Raw genomic sequence first — 18,264 nt, 5'->3', positions numbered from 1 at the left:
CAGCCTGCGCCGCAGGGGTATCAGCCAGAGCCGGCGCCGTATCAGCAGCCGGTTTACGATCCACATGTTGCTCAGCCTGCGCCGCAGGGCTATCAACCCGAGCCTGCACCCTATCAGCAGCCGGCTTACGATCCGCATGCCGGTCAGCCTGCGCCGCAGGCGTATCAGCCTGAGCCCGCGCCGGTACCTGCCGCGCAGCCAGAGCCTGAGGTCGTGCAGGAAGAAGTGAAACGTCCGCCGCTCTATTATTTCGAGGAAGTGGAAGAGAAGCGGGCGCGCGAACGCGAGCTGCTGGCTTCCTGGTATCAGCCTATTCCGGAGCCGGAAAGTCCGATCGCCACCAAACCGCTGACGCCGCCCGCCTCGCCGTCCAAACCGCCCGTGGAGTCAACCGTAGTTTCTGCGGTGGCGGCAGGAGTGCATCAGGCAACGGCTGCCAGCGGCGGCGCAGCCGCTGCGAAGACGGCGACCGCCGCGGCCGCAGCGACAGCGCCATTGTTCAGCCCGGCCTCCAGCGGACCGCGGGTCCAGGTGAAAGAGGGCATTGGTCCAAAACTACCGCGGCCAAATCGCGTTCGCGTCCCGACGCGTCGGGAACTGGCCTCCTACGGCATCAAGCTACCGTCGCAGCGGGAAGCTGAACAGCGCGCGCGGCAGGCCGAGCGCGACCCCCATTATGATGATGAGCTGCTCTCGGATGAGGAAGCGGATGCTATGGAGCAGGATGAGCTGGCTCGCCAGTTCGCCGCCACTCAACAGCAGCGCTATGGCCATCGCTGGGAAGACGATAACGCGACTGATGACGATGACGCCGATGCCGCGGCGGAAGCGGAGCTGGCGCGCCAGTTTGCCGCCACCCAGCAGCAGCGCTACGCCTCCGAGCAGCCGCCGGGCGCTAATCCGTTCTCGCCGGCGGATTATGAATTCTCGCCGATGAAAACGCTGGTCAATGAGGGTCCGAGCGAGCCGCTGTTTACGCCGACACCGGAAGTACAGCCGCAGCAGCCAGCCCAGCACTATCAACAACCAGCCGCCGCTCCGCAGCAGGGTTATCAACCTGCGCAGCACCAGCCGGTACACCCTCAGCCAGTGCCGCAGCAGCCTTACCAGACTGCGCCGCAGCCCGTGCAGCAGCAACAGCCGGTTGCCCCACAGGGGCACCAGCCTGCCGCGCCTGCGCCGCAGGAGAGCCTGATCCACCCGCTGCTGATGCGCAATGGCGATAGTCGACCGCTGCAAAAGCCGACAACGCCGCTGCCGTCGCTGGATCTGCTCACGCCGCCGCCCAGTGAAGTCGAGCCGGTCGATACCTTTGCTCTTGAGCAGATGGCACGACTGGTGGAAGCGCGACTCGCCGATTTCCGCATTAAAGCGGATGTGGTGAACTACTCGCCGGGGCCGGTGATCACCCGCTTCGAACTGAATCTGGCGCCTGGCGTCAAAGCGGCGCGAATCTCTAACCTGTCACGGGATCTGGCGCGTTCGCTGTCCACGGTCGCCGTGCGCGTGGTGGAAGTGATCCCGGGTAAACCGTATGTCGGGCTTGAGCTGCCGAATAAAAAGCGCCAGACCGTCTACCTGCGTGAAGTGCTCGACAACAGCAAGTTCCGTGATAACCCGTCGCCGCTGACCGTGGTGCTGGGTAAAGACATCGCCGGCGATCCGGTGGTGGCCGATCTGGCGAAAATGCCGCACCTGCTGGTGGCCGGTACCACCGGTTCCGGTAAGTCAGTCGGCGTCAACGCCATGATCCTCAGCATGCTCTACAAAGCGCAGCCGGAAGATGTGCGTTTCATTATGATCGACCCGAAAATGCTCGAGCTGTCGGTCTACGAAGGTATTCCGCATCTGCTGACGGAAGTGGTCACCGACATGAAAGACGCCGCCAATGCGCTGCGCTGGAGCGTCAACGAGATGGAGCGTCGCTACAAGCTAATGTCGGCGCTGGGCGTACGTAATCTGGCGGGCTATAACGAGAAGATTGCTGAAGCGGCACGCATGGGCCGTCCGATCCCGGATCCATACTGGAAGCCAGGCGACAGTATGGACGCCGTGCACCCGGTACTGGAAAAGCTACCGTACATAGTGGTGCTGGTGGACGAATTCGCCGACCTGATGATGACCGTCGGTAAGAAGGTGGAAGAGCTGATCGCTCGCCTGGCGCAGAAAGCGCGTGCGGCGGGGATCCACCTGGTGCTGGCGACGCAGCGTCCGTCGGTGGATGTCATTACCGGTCTGATTAAGGCCAACATTCCGACGCGTATCGCCTTTACCGTGTCGAGTAAAATTGACTCGCGTACCATTCTCGATCAGGGCGGTGCGGAATCGCTGCTGGGGATGGGGGATATGCTCTACTCCGGGCCGAACTCCACCACGCCGGTGCGCGTCCATGGGGCGTTTGTTCGCGACCAGGAAGTCCACGCTGTGGTTCAGGACTGGAAAGCCCGCGGTCGTCCGCAGTATGTTGACGGCATTACCTCCGACAGCGAAAGCGAAGGCGGCGGCGGCGGTTTCGACGGCGGTGAAGAGCTGGATCCACTGTTCGATCAGGCGGTCAGCTTTGTGACCGAGAAGCGTAAAGCGTCGATTTCCGGGGTGCAGCGCCAGTTCCGCATTGGCTATAACCGTGCCGCGCGTATCATCGAACAGATGGAAGCGCAGGGCATTGTCAGCGAGCAGGGCCATAACGGTAACCGCGAAGTACTGGCGCCGCCGCCCTTTGAATGAGTGCAAAGTTGGGTAAATAAGCGCAAAATCAGCCAATTCTTCTGTCCCGCCGCCGTCGGCGGTCCTACATTAGGGGCAGAAGAGGCTCCCGCGTCGGGAGTGACGCACATTAAGGAAGAACAATGAAAAAACTCGCAATCACCTGTGCATTACTGTCTGGTATGGTCGTCAGCCAGGTCTGGGCAGATGCGGCCAGTGACTTAAAAAGCCGTCTTGATAAAGTGAGCAGCTTCCATGCCAGCTTCACGCAAAAAGTCACCGACGGCAGCGGCAACGCCGTGCAGGACGGACAGGGCGACCTGTGGGTAAAACGCCCGAATCTGTTTAACTGGCATATGACCCAGCCGGATGAGAGCGTCCTCGTTTCGGATGGTAAAACCCTGTGGTTCTATAACCCGTTCGTCGAGCAGGCCACGGCGACCTGGCTGAAAGACGCCACCAGCAACACGCCGTTTATGCTGATTGCCCGCAACCAGTCCAGCGACTGGCAGCAGTACAATATCAAACAAAACGGCGATGATTTTGTGCTGACGCCGAAAAGCGGCAGCGGCAACCTGAAGCAGTTCACGATCAACGTCGGTCGGGACGGCACCATCCATCAGTTCAGCGCCGTCGAGCAGGACGATCAGCGCAGCAGCTATCAGCTGAAATCGCAGCAGAACGGCGCCGTCGACGCATCTAAGTTCACCTTTACGCCGCCGAAAGGGGTGACGGTGGACGATCAACGTAAGTAGAGGCGAAAGTGAGCAATCTGTCGCTCGATTTTTCCGACAACGCGTTTCAACCTCTGGCCGCTCGCATGCGGCCAGAAAATTTAGCGCAGTATATTGGCCAGCAGCACCTGCTGGCGCCGGGCAAACCCCTGCCGCGGGCGATCGAAGCCGGGCACCTGCATTCGATGATCCTCTGGGGGCCGCCGGGTACCGGCAAGACTACCCTGGCGGAAGTTATCGCCCGTTATGCCAGCGCCGATGTCGAAAGGATCTCGGCGGTGACCTCCGGGGTGAAAGAGATCCGCGAGGCCATTGAGCGCGCGCGGCAGAATCGCAACGCCGGCCGACGAACGATTCTGTTTGTTGACGAAGTGCATCGCTTCAATAAAAGCCAGCAGGATGCCTTTCTGCCGCATATTGAAGATGGCACTATCACTTTTATTGGCGCGACCACCGAAAACCCTTCCTTTGAGCTTAACTCAGCGCTGCTCTCCCGCGCCCGCGTCTATTTACTGAAATCGCTCACTACCGACGATATCGAGCGGGTGCTTGACCAGGCGATGAACGATAAAACCCGCGGCTACGGCGGCCAGGATATCGTTTTGCCGGATGAGACCCGCAGGGCCATCGCCGAACTGGTAAACGGCGACGCGCGGCGGGCGCTGAATACCCTGGAAATGATGGCCGATATGGCCGAGAGCGATGATGCGGGCAAGCGGGTGCTGAAGGCTGAACTGCTGACCGAGATCGCCGGCGAGCGCAGCGCGCGCTTTGATAATAAAGGCGACCGTTTCTACGATTTGATTTCCGCCCTGCATAAGTCGGTGCGCGGTAGCGCGCCGGACGCGGCGCTTTACTGGTACGCGCGGATCATCACCGCCGGGGGCGATCCGCTGTATGTTGCCCGCCGTTGTCTGGCGATTGCCTCGGAAGACGTCGGCAACGCCGACCCGCGGGCGATGCAGGTGGCCATATCGGCGTGGGACTGCTTCACCCGCGTCGGGCCGGCGGAAGGCGAACGGGCGATAGCCCAGGCTATTGTCTATCTGGCCTGCGCGCCGAAGAGCAATGCGGTCTACACCGCCTTTAAAGCGGCGCTGGCCGATGCGCGAGACCGTCCGGACTATGACGTTCCGGTGCATCTGCGCAATGCGCCGACGAAGCTGATGAAAGAGATGGGCTACGGACAGGAGTATCGCTACGCTCATGACGAACCTAACGCCTACGCCGCCGGCGAGCAGTACTTCCCGCAGGAAATGGCGCAAACGCGCTATTATCACCCGACAAACCGGGGGCTTGAGGGCAAAATTGGCGAAAAGCTCGCCTGGCTTGCTGAACAGGATCAAAATAGCCCGATAAAACGCTACCGCTAATTGAGGCGTTGCGGTAAGGTTATTACACTATTTCCGTGGCCGTAGCCTGCGGCCACTTTTCTTTTTTTAATTCGATAAGCACAGGATAAGCATGCTCGATCCCAATCTGCTGCGTACCGAGCCAGACGCAGTCGCAGAAAAACTGGCACGCCGGGGCTTTAAGCTGGATGTAGATAAACTTCGCGCGCTTGAAGAGCGTCGTAAAGTTCTGCAGGTGCAAACGGAAAACCTGCAGGCGGAGCGCAACTCCCGATCGAAATCCATTGGCCAGGCGAAAGCGCGCGGGGAAGACATCGAGCCATTACGCCTGGAAGTGAACAAACTCGGCGAACAGCTGGATGCCGCAAAATCCGAGCTTGAAGCGCTGCTGGCGGAAATCCGCGATATCGCGCTGGCGATCCCGAATATTCCTCACGATGACGTGCCGGTTGGCCGTGACGAAAACGACAACGTTGAAGTCAGCCGCTGGGGCACGCCGCGCCAGTTCGATTTTGACGTGCGCGATCACGTGACGCTGGGTGAAATGCACGGCGGGCTGGATTTTGCCGCCGCCGTTAAGCTCACCGGTTCGCGCTTCGTGGTGATGAAAGGCCAGCTGGCCCGTCTGCACCGCGCTTTGGCGCAGTTCATGCTGGATCTGCACACTGAACAGCATGGCTATAGCGAAAACTATGTCCCGTACCTGGTAAACCAGGACACCCTGTATGGCACCGGCCAGCTGCCGAAATTCGCCGGCGACCTGTTCCATACTCGTCCGCTGGAAGAAGAGGCTGACAGCAGCAACTACGCGCTGATCCCGACGGCGGAAGTGCCGCTGACCAACCTGGTGCGTGATGAAATTATCGATGAAGACGATCTGCCGATCAAAATGACCGCCCATACGCCGTGCTTCCGTTCCGAAGCGGGTTCTTATGGTCGCGACACCCGCGGTCTGATCCGTATGCACCAGTTCGATAAAGTTGAGATGGTGCAGATTGTCCGTCCGGAAGACTCCATGGCGGCGCTGGAAGAGATGACCGGCCACGCCGAGAAAGTGCTGCAGCTGCTGGGCCTGCCGTACCGTAAGGTCGCGCTGTGCACCGGCGATATGGGCTTCAGCGCCTGCAAAACCTATGACCTCGAAGTGTGGGTCCCGGCGCAGAACACCTACCGTGAGATCTCTTCCTGCTCTAACGTCTGGGATTTCCAGGCGCGTCGTATGCAGGCTCGCTGCCGCAGCAAGTCCGACAAGAAGACCCGTCTCGTTCATACCCTGAATGGTTCTGGCCTGGCGGTTGGTCGTACGCTGGTGGCGCTGATGGAAAACTATCAGCAGGCCGATGGCCGTATCGAGATCCCGGAAATCCTGCGCCCGTATATGCGCGGCCTCGAATATATCGGTTAATTTTTACCTTCTCCCTTAAAAGCGCCTGCGGGCGCTTTTTTACACCCTTATTGATACCGGGCAATAATCCCTTCCGCGAATGCAGTGATACTCCCTTTGGATTAAATCAGCATAAAAAACCAATAATATTTCAAAGCATTATATATATGACTATATAGCGCTTATCAGTTTATTGTGAGCAACCAAAGCGAGTATCCATGAAAATTAAAGCCCCCGATGCTTTACTGGCTGCTGAGGTAAGCCGCCGTGGTCTGATGAAAACCACGGCAATAGGCGGCCTGGCGCTGGCCAGCAACGCACTAACATTACCCTTTACCCGTATGGCCCATGCCGCCGACACGCCAGCCCCGGCCAGTGAGAAGGTGGTCTGGAGCGCCTGCACCGTCAACTGCGGTAGCCGCTGCCCGCTGCGCATGCACGTGGTGGATGGCGCGATTAAATACGTTGAAACCGATAATACTGCTGACGATAACTATGACGGCCTGCATCAGGTGCGCGCCTGCCTGCGCGGACGTTCTATGCGCCGCCGGGTTTATAACCCCGATCGGCTGAAATATCCCATGAAGCGCGTAGGTAAACGCGGTGAGGGTAAATTCGAGAAAATCAGCTGGGAAGAGGCATTCGATATCATCGCCAGCACGACGCAGCGGCTGATTAAAGATTACGGCAATGAGTCCATCTATCTGAACTACGGCACCGGCACGCTGGGTGGCACGCTGACCCGCTCCTGGCCGCCGGGGAAAACCCTGATTGCCCGTCTGATGAACTGCTGCGGCGGGTATCTCAATCATTACGGCGACTATTCATCCGCGCAGATTGCTGCCGGGTTGAATTACACCTACGGCGGTTGGGCAGATGGCAACAGCCCGTCGGATATTGAAAACAGCCAGCTGGTAGTGCTGTTCGGCAACAACCCCGGGGAAACGCGGATGAGCGGCGGCGGGGTGACCTACTATCTTGAGCAGGCGCGCCAGAAATCCAATGCCAGGATGATCATTATCGATCCGCGCTATACCGACACCGGCGCCGGACGCGAAGATGAATGGATCCCGATTCGCCCCGGCACCGATGCGGCGCTGGTATCGGGTCTGGCGTGGGTGATGATCACCGAGAATCTGGTCGATCAGCCGTTCCTCGATAAATACTGCGTGGGATACGACGAGAAAACGCTGCCCGCCGGTGCGCCAGCCAATGGTCATTACAAAGCTTACATTCTTGGCGAGGGCACTGACGGTATCGCCAAAACGCCGGAGTGGGCCTCGACCATTACCGGTATTCCGCGCGAACGCATTGTTAAACTGGCGCGGGAAATTGCCACCGCTAAACCGGCCTATATCAGCCAGGGCTGGGGGCCGCAGCGTCATGCCAACGGCGAAATCGCCACCCGGGCTATCGCGATGCTCGCCATTCTGACCGGTAACGTCGGGATCAACGGCGGCAATAGCGGTGCGCGCGAGGGCTCCTACAGCCTGCCGTTTGAACGTATGCCGACGCTGGAGAATCCGGTTCAGACCAGCATCTCGATGTTTATGTGGACCGATGCGATTGAGCGCGGCCCTGAAATGACCGCCCTGCGCGATGGGGTGCGTGGCAAAGATAAGCTCGATGTGCCGATCAAAATGATCTGGAATTATGCGGGCAACTGCCTGATCAACCAGCACTCTGAGATCAACCGCACCCACGAAATCCTGCAGGACGATAAGAAGTGCGAGATGATTGTGGTCATCGACTGTCATATGACCTCGTCAGCGAAATACGCCGATATTCTGCTGCCGGACTGCACCGCCTCTGAGCAGATGGATTTCGCGCTGGATGCCTCCTGCGGCAACATGTCCTACGTCATCTTTGCCGACCAGGCCATTAAGCCGCGTTTCGAATGTAAAACCATCTATGAGATGACCAGCGAGCTGGCGAAGCGCCTTGGCGTCGAGGAGAAATTTACCGAAGGCCGTACCCAGGAAGGCTGGATGCGCTATCTGTATGAGCAGTCGCGCAAAGCGATTCCCGACCTGCCGGATTTCGACACCTTCCGTCAGCAGGGCATCTATAAGCAGCGCGATCCGCAAGGTCATCATGTGGCCTACAAAGCCTTCCGTGAGGATCCGCAGGCTAATCCGCTGACCACGCCTTCGGGCAAGATCGAAATTTACTCGCAGGATCTGGCGAAAATCGCCGCCACCTGGGAGCTGCCGGAAGGGGATGTTATCGATCCGCTGCCGATATACACCCCGGGCTTCGAAAACTACAACGATCCGCTGACGGCAAAATACCCGCTACAACTGACCGGTTTTCACTATAAATCACGCGTTCACTCAACCTACGGCAACGTTGATGTACTGAAAGCCGCCTGTCGGCAGGAGATGTGGATTAACCCGATCGATGCCCGCCAGCGCGGCATTGCCAACGGCGATCGCATTCGCATCTTCAACGACCGTGGGGAAGTGCATATCGAAGCGAAGGTGACCCCACGCATGATGCCCGGCGTGGTCGCGCTGGGGGAAGGGGCATGGTATAACCCGGACGCCTCGCGTGTGGATCAGGCGGGCAGCATCAACGTGCTGACCACCCAGCGCCCCTCGCCACTGGCGAAGGGAAACCCGTCGCATACCAACCTCGTCCAGGTTGAGAAGCTGTAAGGAGTAACCGATGACAACTCAGTATGGATTTTTTATTGATTCCGCCCGTTGCACCGGTTGCAAGACCTGCGAACTGGCCTGTAAGGACTACAAAAATCTGACCCCGGAGGTCAGCTTCCGCCGCATCTATGAATATGCCGGCGGCGACTGGCAGGAGGATAACGGCGTCTGGAATCAGAACGTGTTCGCCTATTACCTCTCCATCGCCTGTAACCATTGCGAAGATCCGGCCTGCACCAAGGTCTGCCCGAGCGGTGCGATGCACAAGCGCGAAGACGGTTTTGTGGTGGTCAACGAAGAGGTCTGCATTGGCTGCCGTTACTGCCATATGGCCTGTCCGTACGGCGCGCCGCAGTATAACGCCGATAAAGGCCATATGACTAAGTGCGACGGCTGCCACGAGCGCGTCGCCGAAGGGAAAAAGCCGATCTGCGTCGAGTCCTGCCCGCTGCGGGCGCTGGATTTCGGGCCGATTGCCGAACTGCGCGCTAAGCACGGCCAGCTGGCGGCGGTGGCGCCGCTGCCTTCGGCGCACTTTACCCGGCCGAGCATCGTGATCAAACCTAACGCCAATGCCCGGCCGTGTGGCGATACCACCGGTTACCTGGCGAACCCGAAGGAGGTGTGAGATGGGAAACGGATGGCATGAATGGCCGCTGATGATCTTTACGGTCTTCGGCCAGTGCGTCGCGGGCGGCTTCATCGTCCTGGCGCTGACGCTGATGACGGGTAAGCTTCCCCGTGAGCAGGAGCAGCGCGTGGTGGGCAGCATGTTCGGCCTGTGGGTATTGATGGGGATCGGGTTTATCGCCTCGACAATGCACCTCGGTTCGCCGCTGCGGGCCTTTAACTCGCTCAATCGCGTGGGGGCCTCGTCGCTGAGTAATGAGATAGCCAGCGGGGCGATCTTCTTCGCCATTGGCGGGATTGGCTGGCTGCTGGCCGTGTGCAAAAAGCTGCCTGCCGGACTGCGTAGCCTGTGGCTGGTAGTGACCATGGCGCTGGGGGTGATCTTCGTCTGGATGATGGTGCGGGTCTATAACACCATCGACACGGTGCCGACCTGGTATACCGTCTGGACGCCGCTGAGCTTCTTCCTGACGCTGTTTATCGGCGGCCCGCTGCTGGGCTACCTGCTGCTGCGCGTCGCAGGCGTCGACGGTTGGGCGATGCGCCTGCTGCCGGTGGTCACTTTGCTGGCGCTGCTGGTCAGTATTATGGTGGTCCTGATGCAGGGGAGTGAACTTGCCACCATCCGCAGCTCAATTCAGCAGGCCTCCGCCCTGGTGCCGGATTATGGGCTGCTTATGGCCTGGCGCGTGGTGCTGCTAGCGCTGGCCCTGGCCTGCTGGTGCGTGCCGCAGATTCGCGGCCGCAAGCCGGCGCTCTCGCTGCTCGGCCTGGCGTTTGTTCTGGTGCTGGCGGGAGAGATGATTGGCCGCGGCGTATTCTATGGTCTGCATATGACCGTCGGGATGGCTATCGCCAGTTAATCAGCGTCATCATGCCGGCGCAGGCGTGCCGGCATGATGAAAACGTGCTGTTGATAGATGAAATTTTTCGACTGAAATTAACGCCGGGATTTATTAATAAATTAAGAAAAACAATAGCGTATTATTTGTTGCCTCACCTTTCCCCCTTCTGTGGATAAAAAACTTCTATCGTGCCCTGCAAAACCGCGTCAGGCCTGATTTCAGGTGGATTGACAATGTTTTTAGCGGTGGCATGATGCGCTCGCGATCTGAACATTCCTCACGGTTTTTACCCATGACCATCTACACCCGGCCAGTGCAAATGCTGCTCTGTGGCCTGCTTTTACTGACCCTGGCGATAGCGGTGCTGAATACGCTCGTCCCGCTGTGGCTCGCCCATGAAAATATGCCAACCTGGCAGGTCGGCATGGTGGGGTCATCTTATTTTACCGGCAACCTGGCCGGTACGTTGCTTGCCGGCTGGGTGATCAAGCGCCTGGGGTTTAACCGCAGCTATTATCTCGCGTCGTTAATCTTCGCCGTCGGCTGCGTAGGGCTGGGGATCACCGTGGGCTTCTGGACGTGGCTGAGCTGGCGGTTTATCGCCGGCGTAGGCTGCGCGATGATTTGGGTGGTAGTGGAAAGTGCGCTGGTCTGCAGCGGCACTTCTCGCAGCCGCGGTCGTCTGCTGGCGGCGTACATGATGGTTTATTACGTTGGTACCGTACTCGGCCAACTGATGGTCAGTAAACTACCCACTGATTTAATGAGCGTCCTGCCGTGGGTGACGGGCCTGGCGCTGGCGGCGATCCTGCCGCTGCTGTTTACCCGCATTATGGGGCAGGCCGAAGAGCCGCATGAAACGGTACGGATCTGGCCGATGCTTAAGCTGCGCCAGGCGCGCCATGGGGTCAATGGCTGCATTATCTCAGGGATTGTCCTCGGCTCGCTGTATGGTCTGATGCCGCTGTGGCTGAACCATCAGGGCGTCAGCGACGCCGGCATTGGCTTCTGGATGGCGGTGATGGTTAGCGCCGGGATCCTCGGCCAGTGGCCGGTAGGGCGGCTGGCAGACCGCTACGGTCGCCTGCTGGTGCTGCGGGTGCAGGTTTTTGTGGTGATTCTGGGATGTATGGCGATGCTCAGCCAGGCGGCGATGGCGCCGGCGCTGTTTGTGCTTGGGGCATCCGGTTTCACGCTGTATCCGGTGGCGATGGCCTGGGCCTGTGAGAAAGTGGAGCACCATCAGCTGGTGGCGATGAACCAGGCGCTGCTGATGAGCTATACCATCGGCAGCCTGCTGGGCCCGACGCTGACGGCGATGCTGATGCAGAACTTCTCGGATAACCTGCTGTTTATCATGATCGCCAGCGTGTCGTTTATCTATCTGCTGACCCTGCTGCGCAAAGCCGGGCATCATCCAACGCCGGTGGCGCATGCCTGATCCTGTAACGCGCAGCGTATGCTGCGCGTCATCCGCTTCAATTACCTAAGCTTGCTGCTGCACAGCCAACCTGCCGCTTTGCATGAGAATGCAGCGGCTGGACGGACACGGCTTCCCACGCCGTTGCAGGCCGGCATAGGTGCTTCACCGGCCCGGGTGGGATTAGTACATCACTTTATGACCATACTGCTCAAGGATGCCTTTTACCCGCTCCATGGTCTCTTTCTTCGGCGGATGGACGCCGTCCAGCTTGTATTCTTCGCCCATCGCTACCCATTTGTGTTTGCCCAGCTCATGGTATGGCAGCAGCTCGATTTTTTCGACATTGCCCATATCGCGGGTAAATTCACCCAGGCGGTGCGCGGAGTCATCATCGTCTGACCAGCCCGGAACCACCACGTAGCGGATCCAGACATTGATATTCTTCTTCGCCAGATACTGGGCGAATTCCAGCGTACGATGGTTAGAGACGCCGACCAGGTTCTGGTGAATCTCATCATTCATCTGCTTGAGATCCAGCATCACCAGGTCTGTTACCTCCAGCAGTTCGTCGATAACCGGATCGTAGCGACGGACAAAGCCGTTGGTATCGAGACAGGTATGAATACCTTCTTTCTTACAGGCGCGGAACCAGTCGCGAACAAACTCCGCCTGCAGGATCGCCTCACCGCCCGATGCGGTGACGCCACCGCCGGAAGCATTCATAAAGTGACGGTAGGTCACCACCTCTTTCATGAGCTCTTCAACGGTGATTTCTTTGCCGCCGTGGGTATCCCATGTATCACGGTTATGGCAGTACAGGCAACGCATCAGGCAGCCCTGGAAAAAGGTAATAAAGCGGATGCCCGGGCCATCAACGGTGCCACAGGATTCAAAGGAGTGAATGCGACCAATAACTGACATTGCGGTGTTTTCTCCAGATGTGGCCCATCCGGGGCCGTGTTGGTGCACAGCTCAGCGGCTGTGTCGAGTCTGTTTTGACAGATACCCAAAGTATAGATAACTGGCAAAGCAGGCTAGGGCGGGGATTGCTTGTTAAAAAGGCCCCACTGATGTGGGGCCTTTATTGTACGCTTTTTCAGTCAGACAGGGAATTACATGGTCTGAGTGAAGGTACGGGTAATAACGTCCTGCTGCTGTTCTTTAGTCAGGGAGTTAAAACGTACAGCGTAGCCAGATACGCGGATGGTCAGCTGCGGATATTTTTCCGGGTTTTCCATCGCGTCGAGCAGCATTTCGCGGTTCATCACGTTCACGTTCAGGTGCTGACCACCTTCGATGGACGCTTCGTGGTGGAAGTAACCATCCATCAGACCCGCCAGGTTGGTCTTACGAACTTCGTCATCTTTACCCAGTGCGTTCGGTACGATAGAGAAGGTGTAAGAGATACCATCTTTCGCGTAAGCAAACGGCAGTTTCGCTACGGAGGTCAGAGAGGCAACAGCGCCTTTCTGGTCACGACCGTGCATCGGGTTAGCACCTGGTCCGAACGGCGCGCCAGCGCGACGACCGTCTGGGGTGTTACCGGTTTTCTTACCATATACCACGTTAGAGGTGATGGTCAGAACAGACTGAGTCGGGATCGCGTTGCGGTAGGTGTGCAGTTTCTGAATTTTCTTCATGAAACGTTCAACCAGGTCAACGGCCATGTCATCGACGCGAGCATCGTTGTTACCAAACTGCGGATATTCGCCTTCGATTTCGAAGTCAACAGCCAGACCGTCTTCGTCACGAATCGGTTTAACTTTCGCATATTTGATAGCAGACAGGGAGTCAGCAGCAACGGACAGACCCGCGATACCACACGCCATGGTGCGGATAACGTCACGGTCGTGCAGCGCCATCAGAGAGGCTTCGTAGCTGTACTTGTCGTGCATGTAGTGGATGATGTTCAGCGCAGTGACGTACTGTTTAGCCAGCCAGTCCATGAAGTGATCCATGCGCTCCATGACTTCGTCGAAGTTCAGGACGTCGCCTTTGATCGGTTCAGATTTCGGACCCACCTGCATTTTCAGTTTTTCATCCACGCCGCCGTTGATAGCGTACAGCATGGTTTTCGCGAGGTTGGCGCGAGCACCGAAGAACTGCATTTGCTTACCAACAACCATCGGGCTTACGCAGCATGCGATAGCGTAGTCGTCGTTATTGAAGTCCGGACGCATCAGGTCATCGTTCTCATACTGCAGAGAAGAGGTATCGATGGACACTTTAGCCGCGAATTTCTTGAAGCTCAGCGGCAGTTTTTCAGACCACAGGATAGTGATGTTCGGCTCCGGAGACGGCCCCATGGTGTACAGGGTGTTCAGGAAGCGGAAGCTGTTTTTGGTCACCAGAGTACGGCCGTCAACGCCCATACCGCCGATGGATTCCGTTGCCCAAATCGGGTCGCCGGAGAACAGTTCATCGTATTCCGGGGTACGCAGGAAGCGAACCATACGCAGTTTCATGACCAGGTGGTCAACCATTTCCTGCGCGTCTTGCTCGGTGATTTTACCCGCCTGCAGGTCACGTTCGATGTAGATATCCAGGAAGCTGGAGGTACGACCGAAGGACATTGCCGCGCCGTTCTGAGATTTCACGGCAGCCAGGTAACCGAAGTAGGTCCACTGGATAGCTTCCTGAGCGGTGGTTGCCGGACCGGAGATGTCGTAGCCATATTTAGCCGCCATCTCTTTGATCTGGCCCAGCGCACGGTGCTGTTCAGCAATTTCTTCACGCAGACGGATGGTCGCTTCCAGATCTTCGCCGCTTTCCAGTTTCGCTTGCAGAGAGTTGAACTGGGCGAATTTGTCTTTCATCAGGAAGTCGATACCGTACAGCGCAACGCGACGGTAGTCACCGATGATACGACCACGGCCGTAAGCATCCGGCAGACCGGTCAGTACGCCGGATTTACGGCAGCGCAGGATGTCCGGAGTATAGACGTCGAAAACGCCCTGGTTGTGAGTTTTACGGTACTCGGTGAAGATTTTTTTCAGCATCGGGTCCAGTTCGCGATTGTACGCTTTGCAGGAACCTTCAACCATTTTAATACCACCAAACGGGATGATCGCACGTTTCAGCGGCGCTTCGGTCTGCAGACCAACGATTTTTTCCAGACCTTTCTCGATATAGCCTGCGTCGTGAGAGGTGATGGTGGAAGCCAGGGCAGTGTCAAAATCAACAGGCGCGTGAGTGCGGTTTTCCTGTTTTACACCTTCCATTACGGTGTCCCACAGCTTGGTGGTCGCTTCAGTCGCGCCAGCCAGGAAGGATTCGTCGCCTTCATATGGGGTGTAGTTTTTCTGAATAAAGTCACGGACGTTGACTTCATTCTGCCAGTCACCTTTCGCAAAACCTTCCCAGGCTGTGGCTAACTTTTCATTAAGCTCGGACATGTAACACCTACCTTCTTAAGTGGATTTTTTATTTACTGCCTGAAACAACCCTTAGTGATGGTCGTTGCCACGCAGGTAAATGACCCAGTATGTCAACCCGACCAGCAGACCCCCGCCGATAATGTTCCCGATAGTTACCGGAATCAGGTTATCAGTGATGAAGTTCATAACGGTCAAGTGAGAGAAACTTTCCGGAGTCGAACCGATTGCGGTCCAGAATTCCGGGCTTGCAAAGTTGCGGATTACGATACCCATCGGGATCATAAACATGTTGGCGATGCTGTGCTCAAAGCCGCTGGCAACGAACATCGCTACCGGCAGGACCATGATCATCGCTTTATCCATCAGGCTACGACCGGAATAGCTCATCCATACGGCGAGACAAACCATCAGGTTAGCGAGGATACCCAGGCTCACGGCCTCCACAAAAGTATGGTGCATTTTGTGGTCAGCGGTCTGCAGGACATTAAGCCCCCAACCGCCGTTGGCAGTCATATATTCGCCTGATAACCACATCAGCAGCACAAACAGCAGTGCGCCCACCAGGTTACCAAAATAGACGTTGAGCCAGTTTTTTGCCAGTTGCCCCCAGGTAATTCGACCGCTGGCTTTCGCCACCACGATCAATACCGTAGAGGTAAAGAGGTCAGCGCCGCAGATAACGCACAGAATCAGACCCAGGGAAAAACAGACCCCACCGATAAACTTGGCAATCCCATAAGGCATTGCGGCAGTGCCGGTGGTCGCGGTGATATAGAATACGAAAGCGATGGAGATGAAAACGCCAGCGGTGATCGCCAGATAAAAGGTCTTCATCGGATGCTTCGTTGCTTTATAGACACCTGCTTCTTCGGCGACTTTCGCCATCGCGGCAGGGAGCAAAAGATCAAAAGGGTTGTCAGCTTTCACACTAACTCTCTCTTTATATAAGTTGGCGGTGAGATACTAACAAAGCATTATAGAAGGGAAATTGATATAGATCATATCTCACCGGAACTATATGCCTTTTTAGTGTGTGGTTTTTGTGATTTATTGAATTAAGTGGTTGAATATTATGAGGAAAATAAATTTTAAAATTTATAAATTATGTTGAATTTTTTCGTTTTCACGCCATTTCTTGAGTTAATTAATATGGAGTATTTTATTTAAAATTAACGAATGGTAAATGTTATATGCGCGTTATTTACTATTAATTAACTTTACAACTACAAACTATAGTGGCCACCTCGTCAGGTGAAATCAACGGAGCCACATTGGGCTCCGTTGTTGGCAACCACGATGGCGCGCTTAGGGCTTATTTTGCCCAGAACGCTGCCTTCGCCCGCTGCAGTTTTTCATAAGCCTTCAGTAGCGACTGATGGGCCGGGAAGGCCTGCAGATCGCTGTCGACAGCCTGGAGGCCATAGAACGGCGCTTCCCCGCTCAGCGCCGCGCTGGCGGCTTCGACCGCCTCGGCGCCGTACATACGGATGAAGGCGTTCAGGTATTGCAGCGGCTGACGCTCCTCTTCCTGGCTCAGCAGCAGCAGGGTCTGCAGGCAGCGATAGTAGTTAGCACGTTCGGCGCTGAAGACCGAAGCGTTGAATTCCATGGTCCACTCGGTCCAGATCAGCGCCTGCTCCAGATCGCCGCCGGCCAGGGCCAGCATGGCTTTCAGCTCACCGACGCGCAGGGTATACCAGCCGTTGTCTTTGCCGGTGGCGAGGCCCAGCAGTTCGCGAACGCGGGTGAAATCATCCAGACCCTCATCGTCCATCTGCTCGATCAGCGCCAGGTAATCTTCTTTTTCCCACTCGCTGCCCGGCAGGGACAGAATGGTGTCGCGCAGATGAGCGCCCATGCTGTTGTTCGCCAGCCACAGATCTTCCGCTGGGTAAATATCCGACATCCCCGGGACGATGATACGGCAGGCGTAAACGCCCAGGTGCTCGTAATCGGCGATATACACTTCTTTATCTTCGGCCTTGAAGATGGCCATCAGGGTGGCGAACTCTTTTTCTGTGGTGCCGGAGAAGCTCCAGTCAACGAACGGATAGTCGGCATCCTGCTTGAACATATCCCAGGAAATCAGTCCGCTGGAGTCGATAAAGTGGGTTTCAAGGTTAGCGTGCTCGGCGACCTCTTCATCGTCGAAGGTCGGCGGCGTGAAGACGTCGAGATCTTTCAGGCTACGGCCCTGCAGCAGTTCGGTGACCGTACGCTCCAGCGCCACGCCGAAGTCCGGGTGGGCGCCGAAAGAGGCGAAGCAGGTGCCGTTTGCCGGGTTAAACAGCACGACGCAGATAACCGGATACTTGCCGCCCAGCGAGCCATCATAGGCAAAGATCGGGAAACCTTCGGCTTCCAGTTTGGCGATCGACTCCACGACGCCCGGATAGCGCGCCATGACCTCCGCCGGGATCTCCGGCAGGCTGATGCTTTCGGCGATAATGCGGTTTTTGATGTGGCGCTCAAAGACTTCGGACAGGCCCTGCACGCGAGCTTCATTACGGGTGTTGCCGGCGGACATGCCGTTGGAGACATACAGATTGCCGACGATATTCATAGGAATATAGACCGTTTCGCCGTCGGACTGGCGGGTAAAGGGCAGGCCGCACACTCCGCGCTCATCATTACCGGATTGCAGATCCACCAGCATGCTGGCCGTCAGCTGATCGTCAGGATCGTAGAACGCGCGCAGACGAGCATCCAGCAGGCCTTCCGGGACCTCGTCGTCTTCGGTCAGCGGGAACCACTTTTCGTTCGGGTAGTGAACGAACGGGCCATTAGCGATAGTGTCGCCTAACCAGAAGTCAGCGAAAAAATAGTTGGTGGACAGGCGCTCGAAATATTCGCCCAGCGCGGAGGCGAGGGCTGCCTTTTTGGTGGCGCCTTTACCATTAGTAAAGCACAGCGCGCATTCCTTATCGCGAATGTGAACGGACCACACGTGCGGCACTGGGTTCAGCCACGAGGCCTCTTCGATATCAAATCCGAGGTCGAGCAATTTTTGCTGGAAGCGAGCGATGGAATCTTCCAGGGCGGCATCTTTGCCGGGAATAAACGTTTGGGTCATGGCGATCACTTTTGTCGTACGGAAAGCGCGCAATGATACGGCTTTTATCTGACAGGTGCTATCTCCATCATCTGGCTATGCTT

Annotated in this window: 12 protein-coding genes; 8 read left to right on the top strand and 4 right to left on the bottom strand. The window is 57.1% G+C overall.

Features of this window, described 5'->3' with window-relative positions:
* From ftsK to ABLU73_RS15690, 8 genes are all read left to right on the top strand, one after another.
* The coding region (gene ftsK, locus ABLU73_RS15725; protein WP_348850272.1) for a DNA translocase FtsK at nt 1–2,727 on the top strand (2,727 nt) is incomplete at its 5' end.
* A gap of 122 nt (nt 2,728–2,849) precedes the next feature.
* Nucleotides 2,850–3,461 (top strand): outer membrane lipoprotein chaperone LolA, encoded by a 612-nt coding sequence (lolA, locus tag ABLU73_RS15720; protein ID WP_004201368.1) that lies wholly within the window; start codon nt 2,850–2,852, stop codon nt 3,459–3,461.
* Between the two features lie 8 nt (nt 3,462–3,469).
* Entirely contained in the window at nt 3,470–4,813 is a 1,344-nt protein-coding gene (rarA, locus tag ABLU73_RS15715; protein ID WP_004201370.1) for a replication-associated recombination protein RarA, read from the top strand.
* A gap of 91 nt (nt 4,814–4,904) precedes the next feature.
* Complete coding sequence (serS, locus tag ABLU73_RS15710; protein WP_004201371.1) at nt 4,905–6,197, top strand: serine--tRNA ligase; 1,293 nt, start codon at nt 4,905–4,907, stop codon at nt 6,195–6,197.
* A gap of 197 nt (nt 6,198–6,394) precedes the next feature.
* Nucleotides 6,395–8,833, top strand: coding sequence for a dimethylsulfoxide reductase subunit A (dmsA, locus tag ABLU73_RS15705; RefSeq protein WP_264923452.1), 2,439 nt, complete (start codon nt 6,395–6,397; stop codon nt 8,831–8,833).
* Nucleotides 8,834–8,843: 10 nt separating this feature from the next.
* A complete protein-coding gene (locus ABLU73_RS15700) occupies nt 8,844–9,461 on the top strand; it encodes a DMSO/selenate family reductase complex B subunit (protein WP_004201375.1) in 618 nt (205 codons plus the stop codon).
* 1 nt (nt 9,462) lies between these two features.
* The gene (locus tag ABLU73_RS15695) at nt 9,463–10,326 is read left to right on the top strand and encodes a dimethyl sulfoxide reductase anchor subunit family protein (protein WP_064189328.1); all 864 of its coding nucleotides are present in this window, start codon (nt 9,463–9,465) and stop codon (nt 10,324–10,326) included.
* Between the two features lie 274 nt (nt 10,327–10,600).
* Nucleotides 10,601–11,749 carry an MFS transporter gene (locus tag ABLU73_RS15690; protein WP_008805851.1) on the top strand — a complete coding sequence of 383 codons (1,149 nt, stop codon included), beginning with the start codon at nt 10,601–10,603 and terminating at the stop codon, nt 11,747–11,749.
* A gap of 162 nt (nt 11,750–11,911) precedes the next feature.
* Here the strand turns inward: ABLU73_RS15690 and pflA are convergent, their stop codons facing one another.
* The 4 genes from pflA to ycaO all read right to left on the bottom strand — a co-directional run bounded on the left by pflA (nt 11,912) and on the right by ycaO (nt 18,181).
* Complete coding sequence (gene pflA / locus ABLU73_RS15685; RefSeq protein ID WP_002898145.1) at nt 11,912–12,652, bottom strand: pyruvate formate lyase 1-activating protein; 741 nt, start codon at nt 12,650–12,652, stop codon at nt 11,912–11,914.
* A gap of 191 nt (nt 12,653–12,843) precedes the next feature.
* The gene (gene pflB, locus ABLU73_RS15680; RefSeq protein WP_004201379.1) at nt 12,844–15,126 is read right to left on the bottom strand and encodes a formate C-acetyltransferase; all 2,283 of its coding nucleotides are present in this window, start codon (nt 15,124–15,126) and stop codon (nt 12,844–12,846) included.
* Nucleotides 15,127–15,177: 51 nt separating this feature from the next.
* Nucleotides 15,178–16,035 (bottom strand): formate transporter FocA, encoded by an 858-nt coding sequence (focA, locus tag ABLU73_RS15675; protein ID WP_264923451.1) that lies wholly within the window; start codon nt 16,033–16,035, stop codon nt 15,178–15,180.
* 385 nt (nt 16,036–16,420) lie between these two features.
* Complete coding sequence (gene ycaO / locus ABLU73_RS15670; protein ID WP_264923450.1) at nt 16,421–18,181, bottom strand: 30S ribosomal protein S12 methylthiotransferase accessory factor YcaO; 1,761 nt, start codon at nt 18,179–18,181, stop codon at nt 16,421–16,423.
* Nucleotides 18,182–18,264 lie beyond the last annotated feature (83 nt).

Source organism: Klebsiella sp. GG_Kp175 (genome assembly GCF_040062325.1).
Classification (GTDB): domain Bacteria; phylum Pseudomonadota; class Gammaproteobacteria; order Enterobacterales; family Enterobacteriaceae; genus Klebsiella; species Klebsiella quasipneumoniae.
Note: the sequence above shows the minus strand (reverse complement) of the source record. Positions and strands in the feature narration are given on the sequence as shown.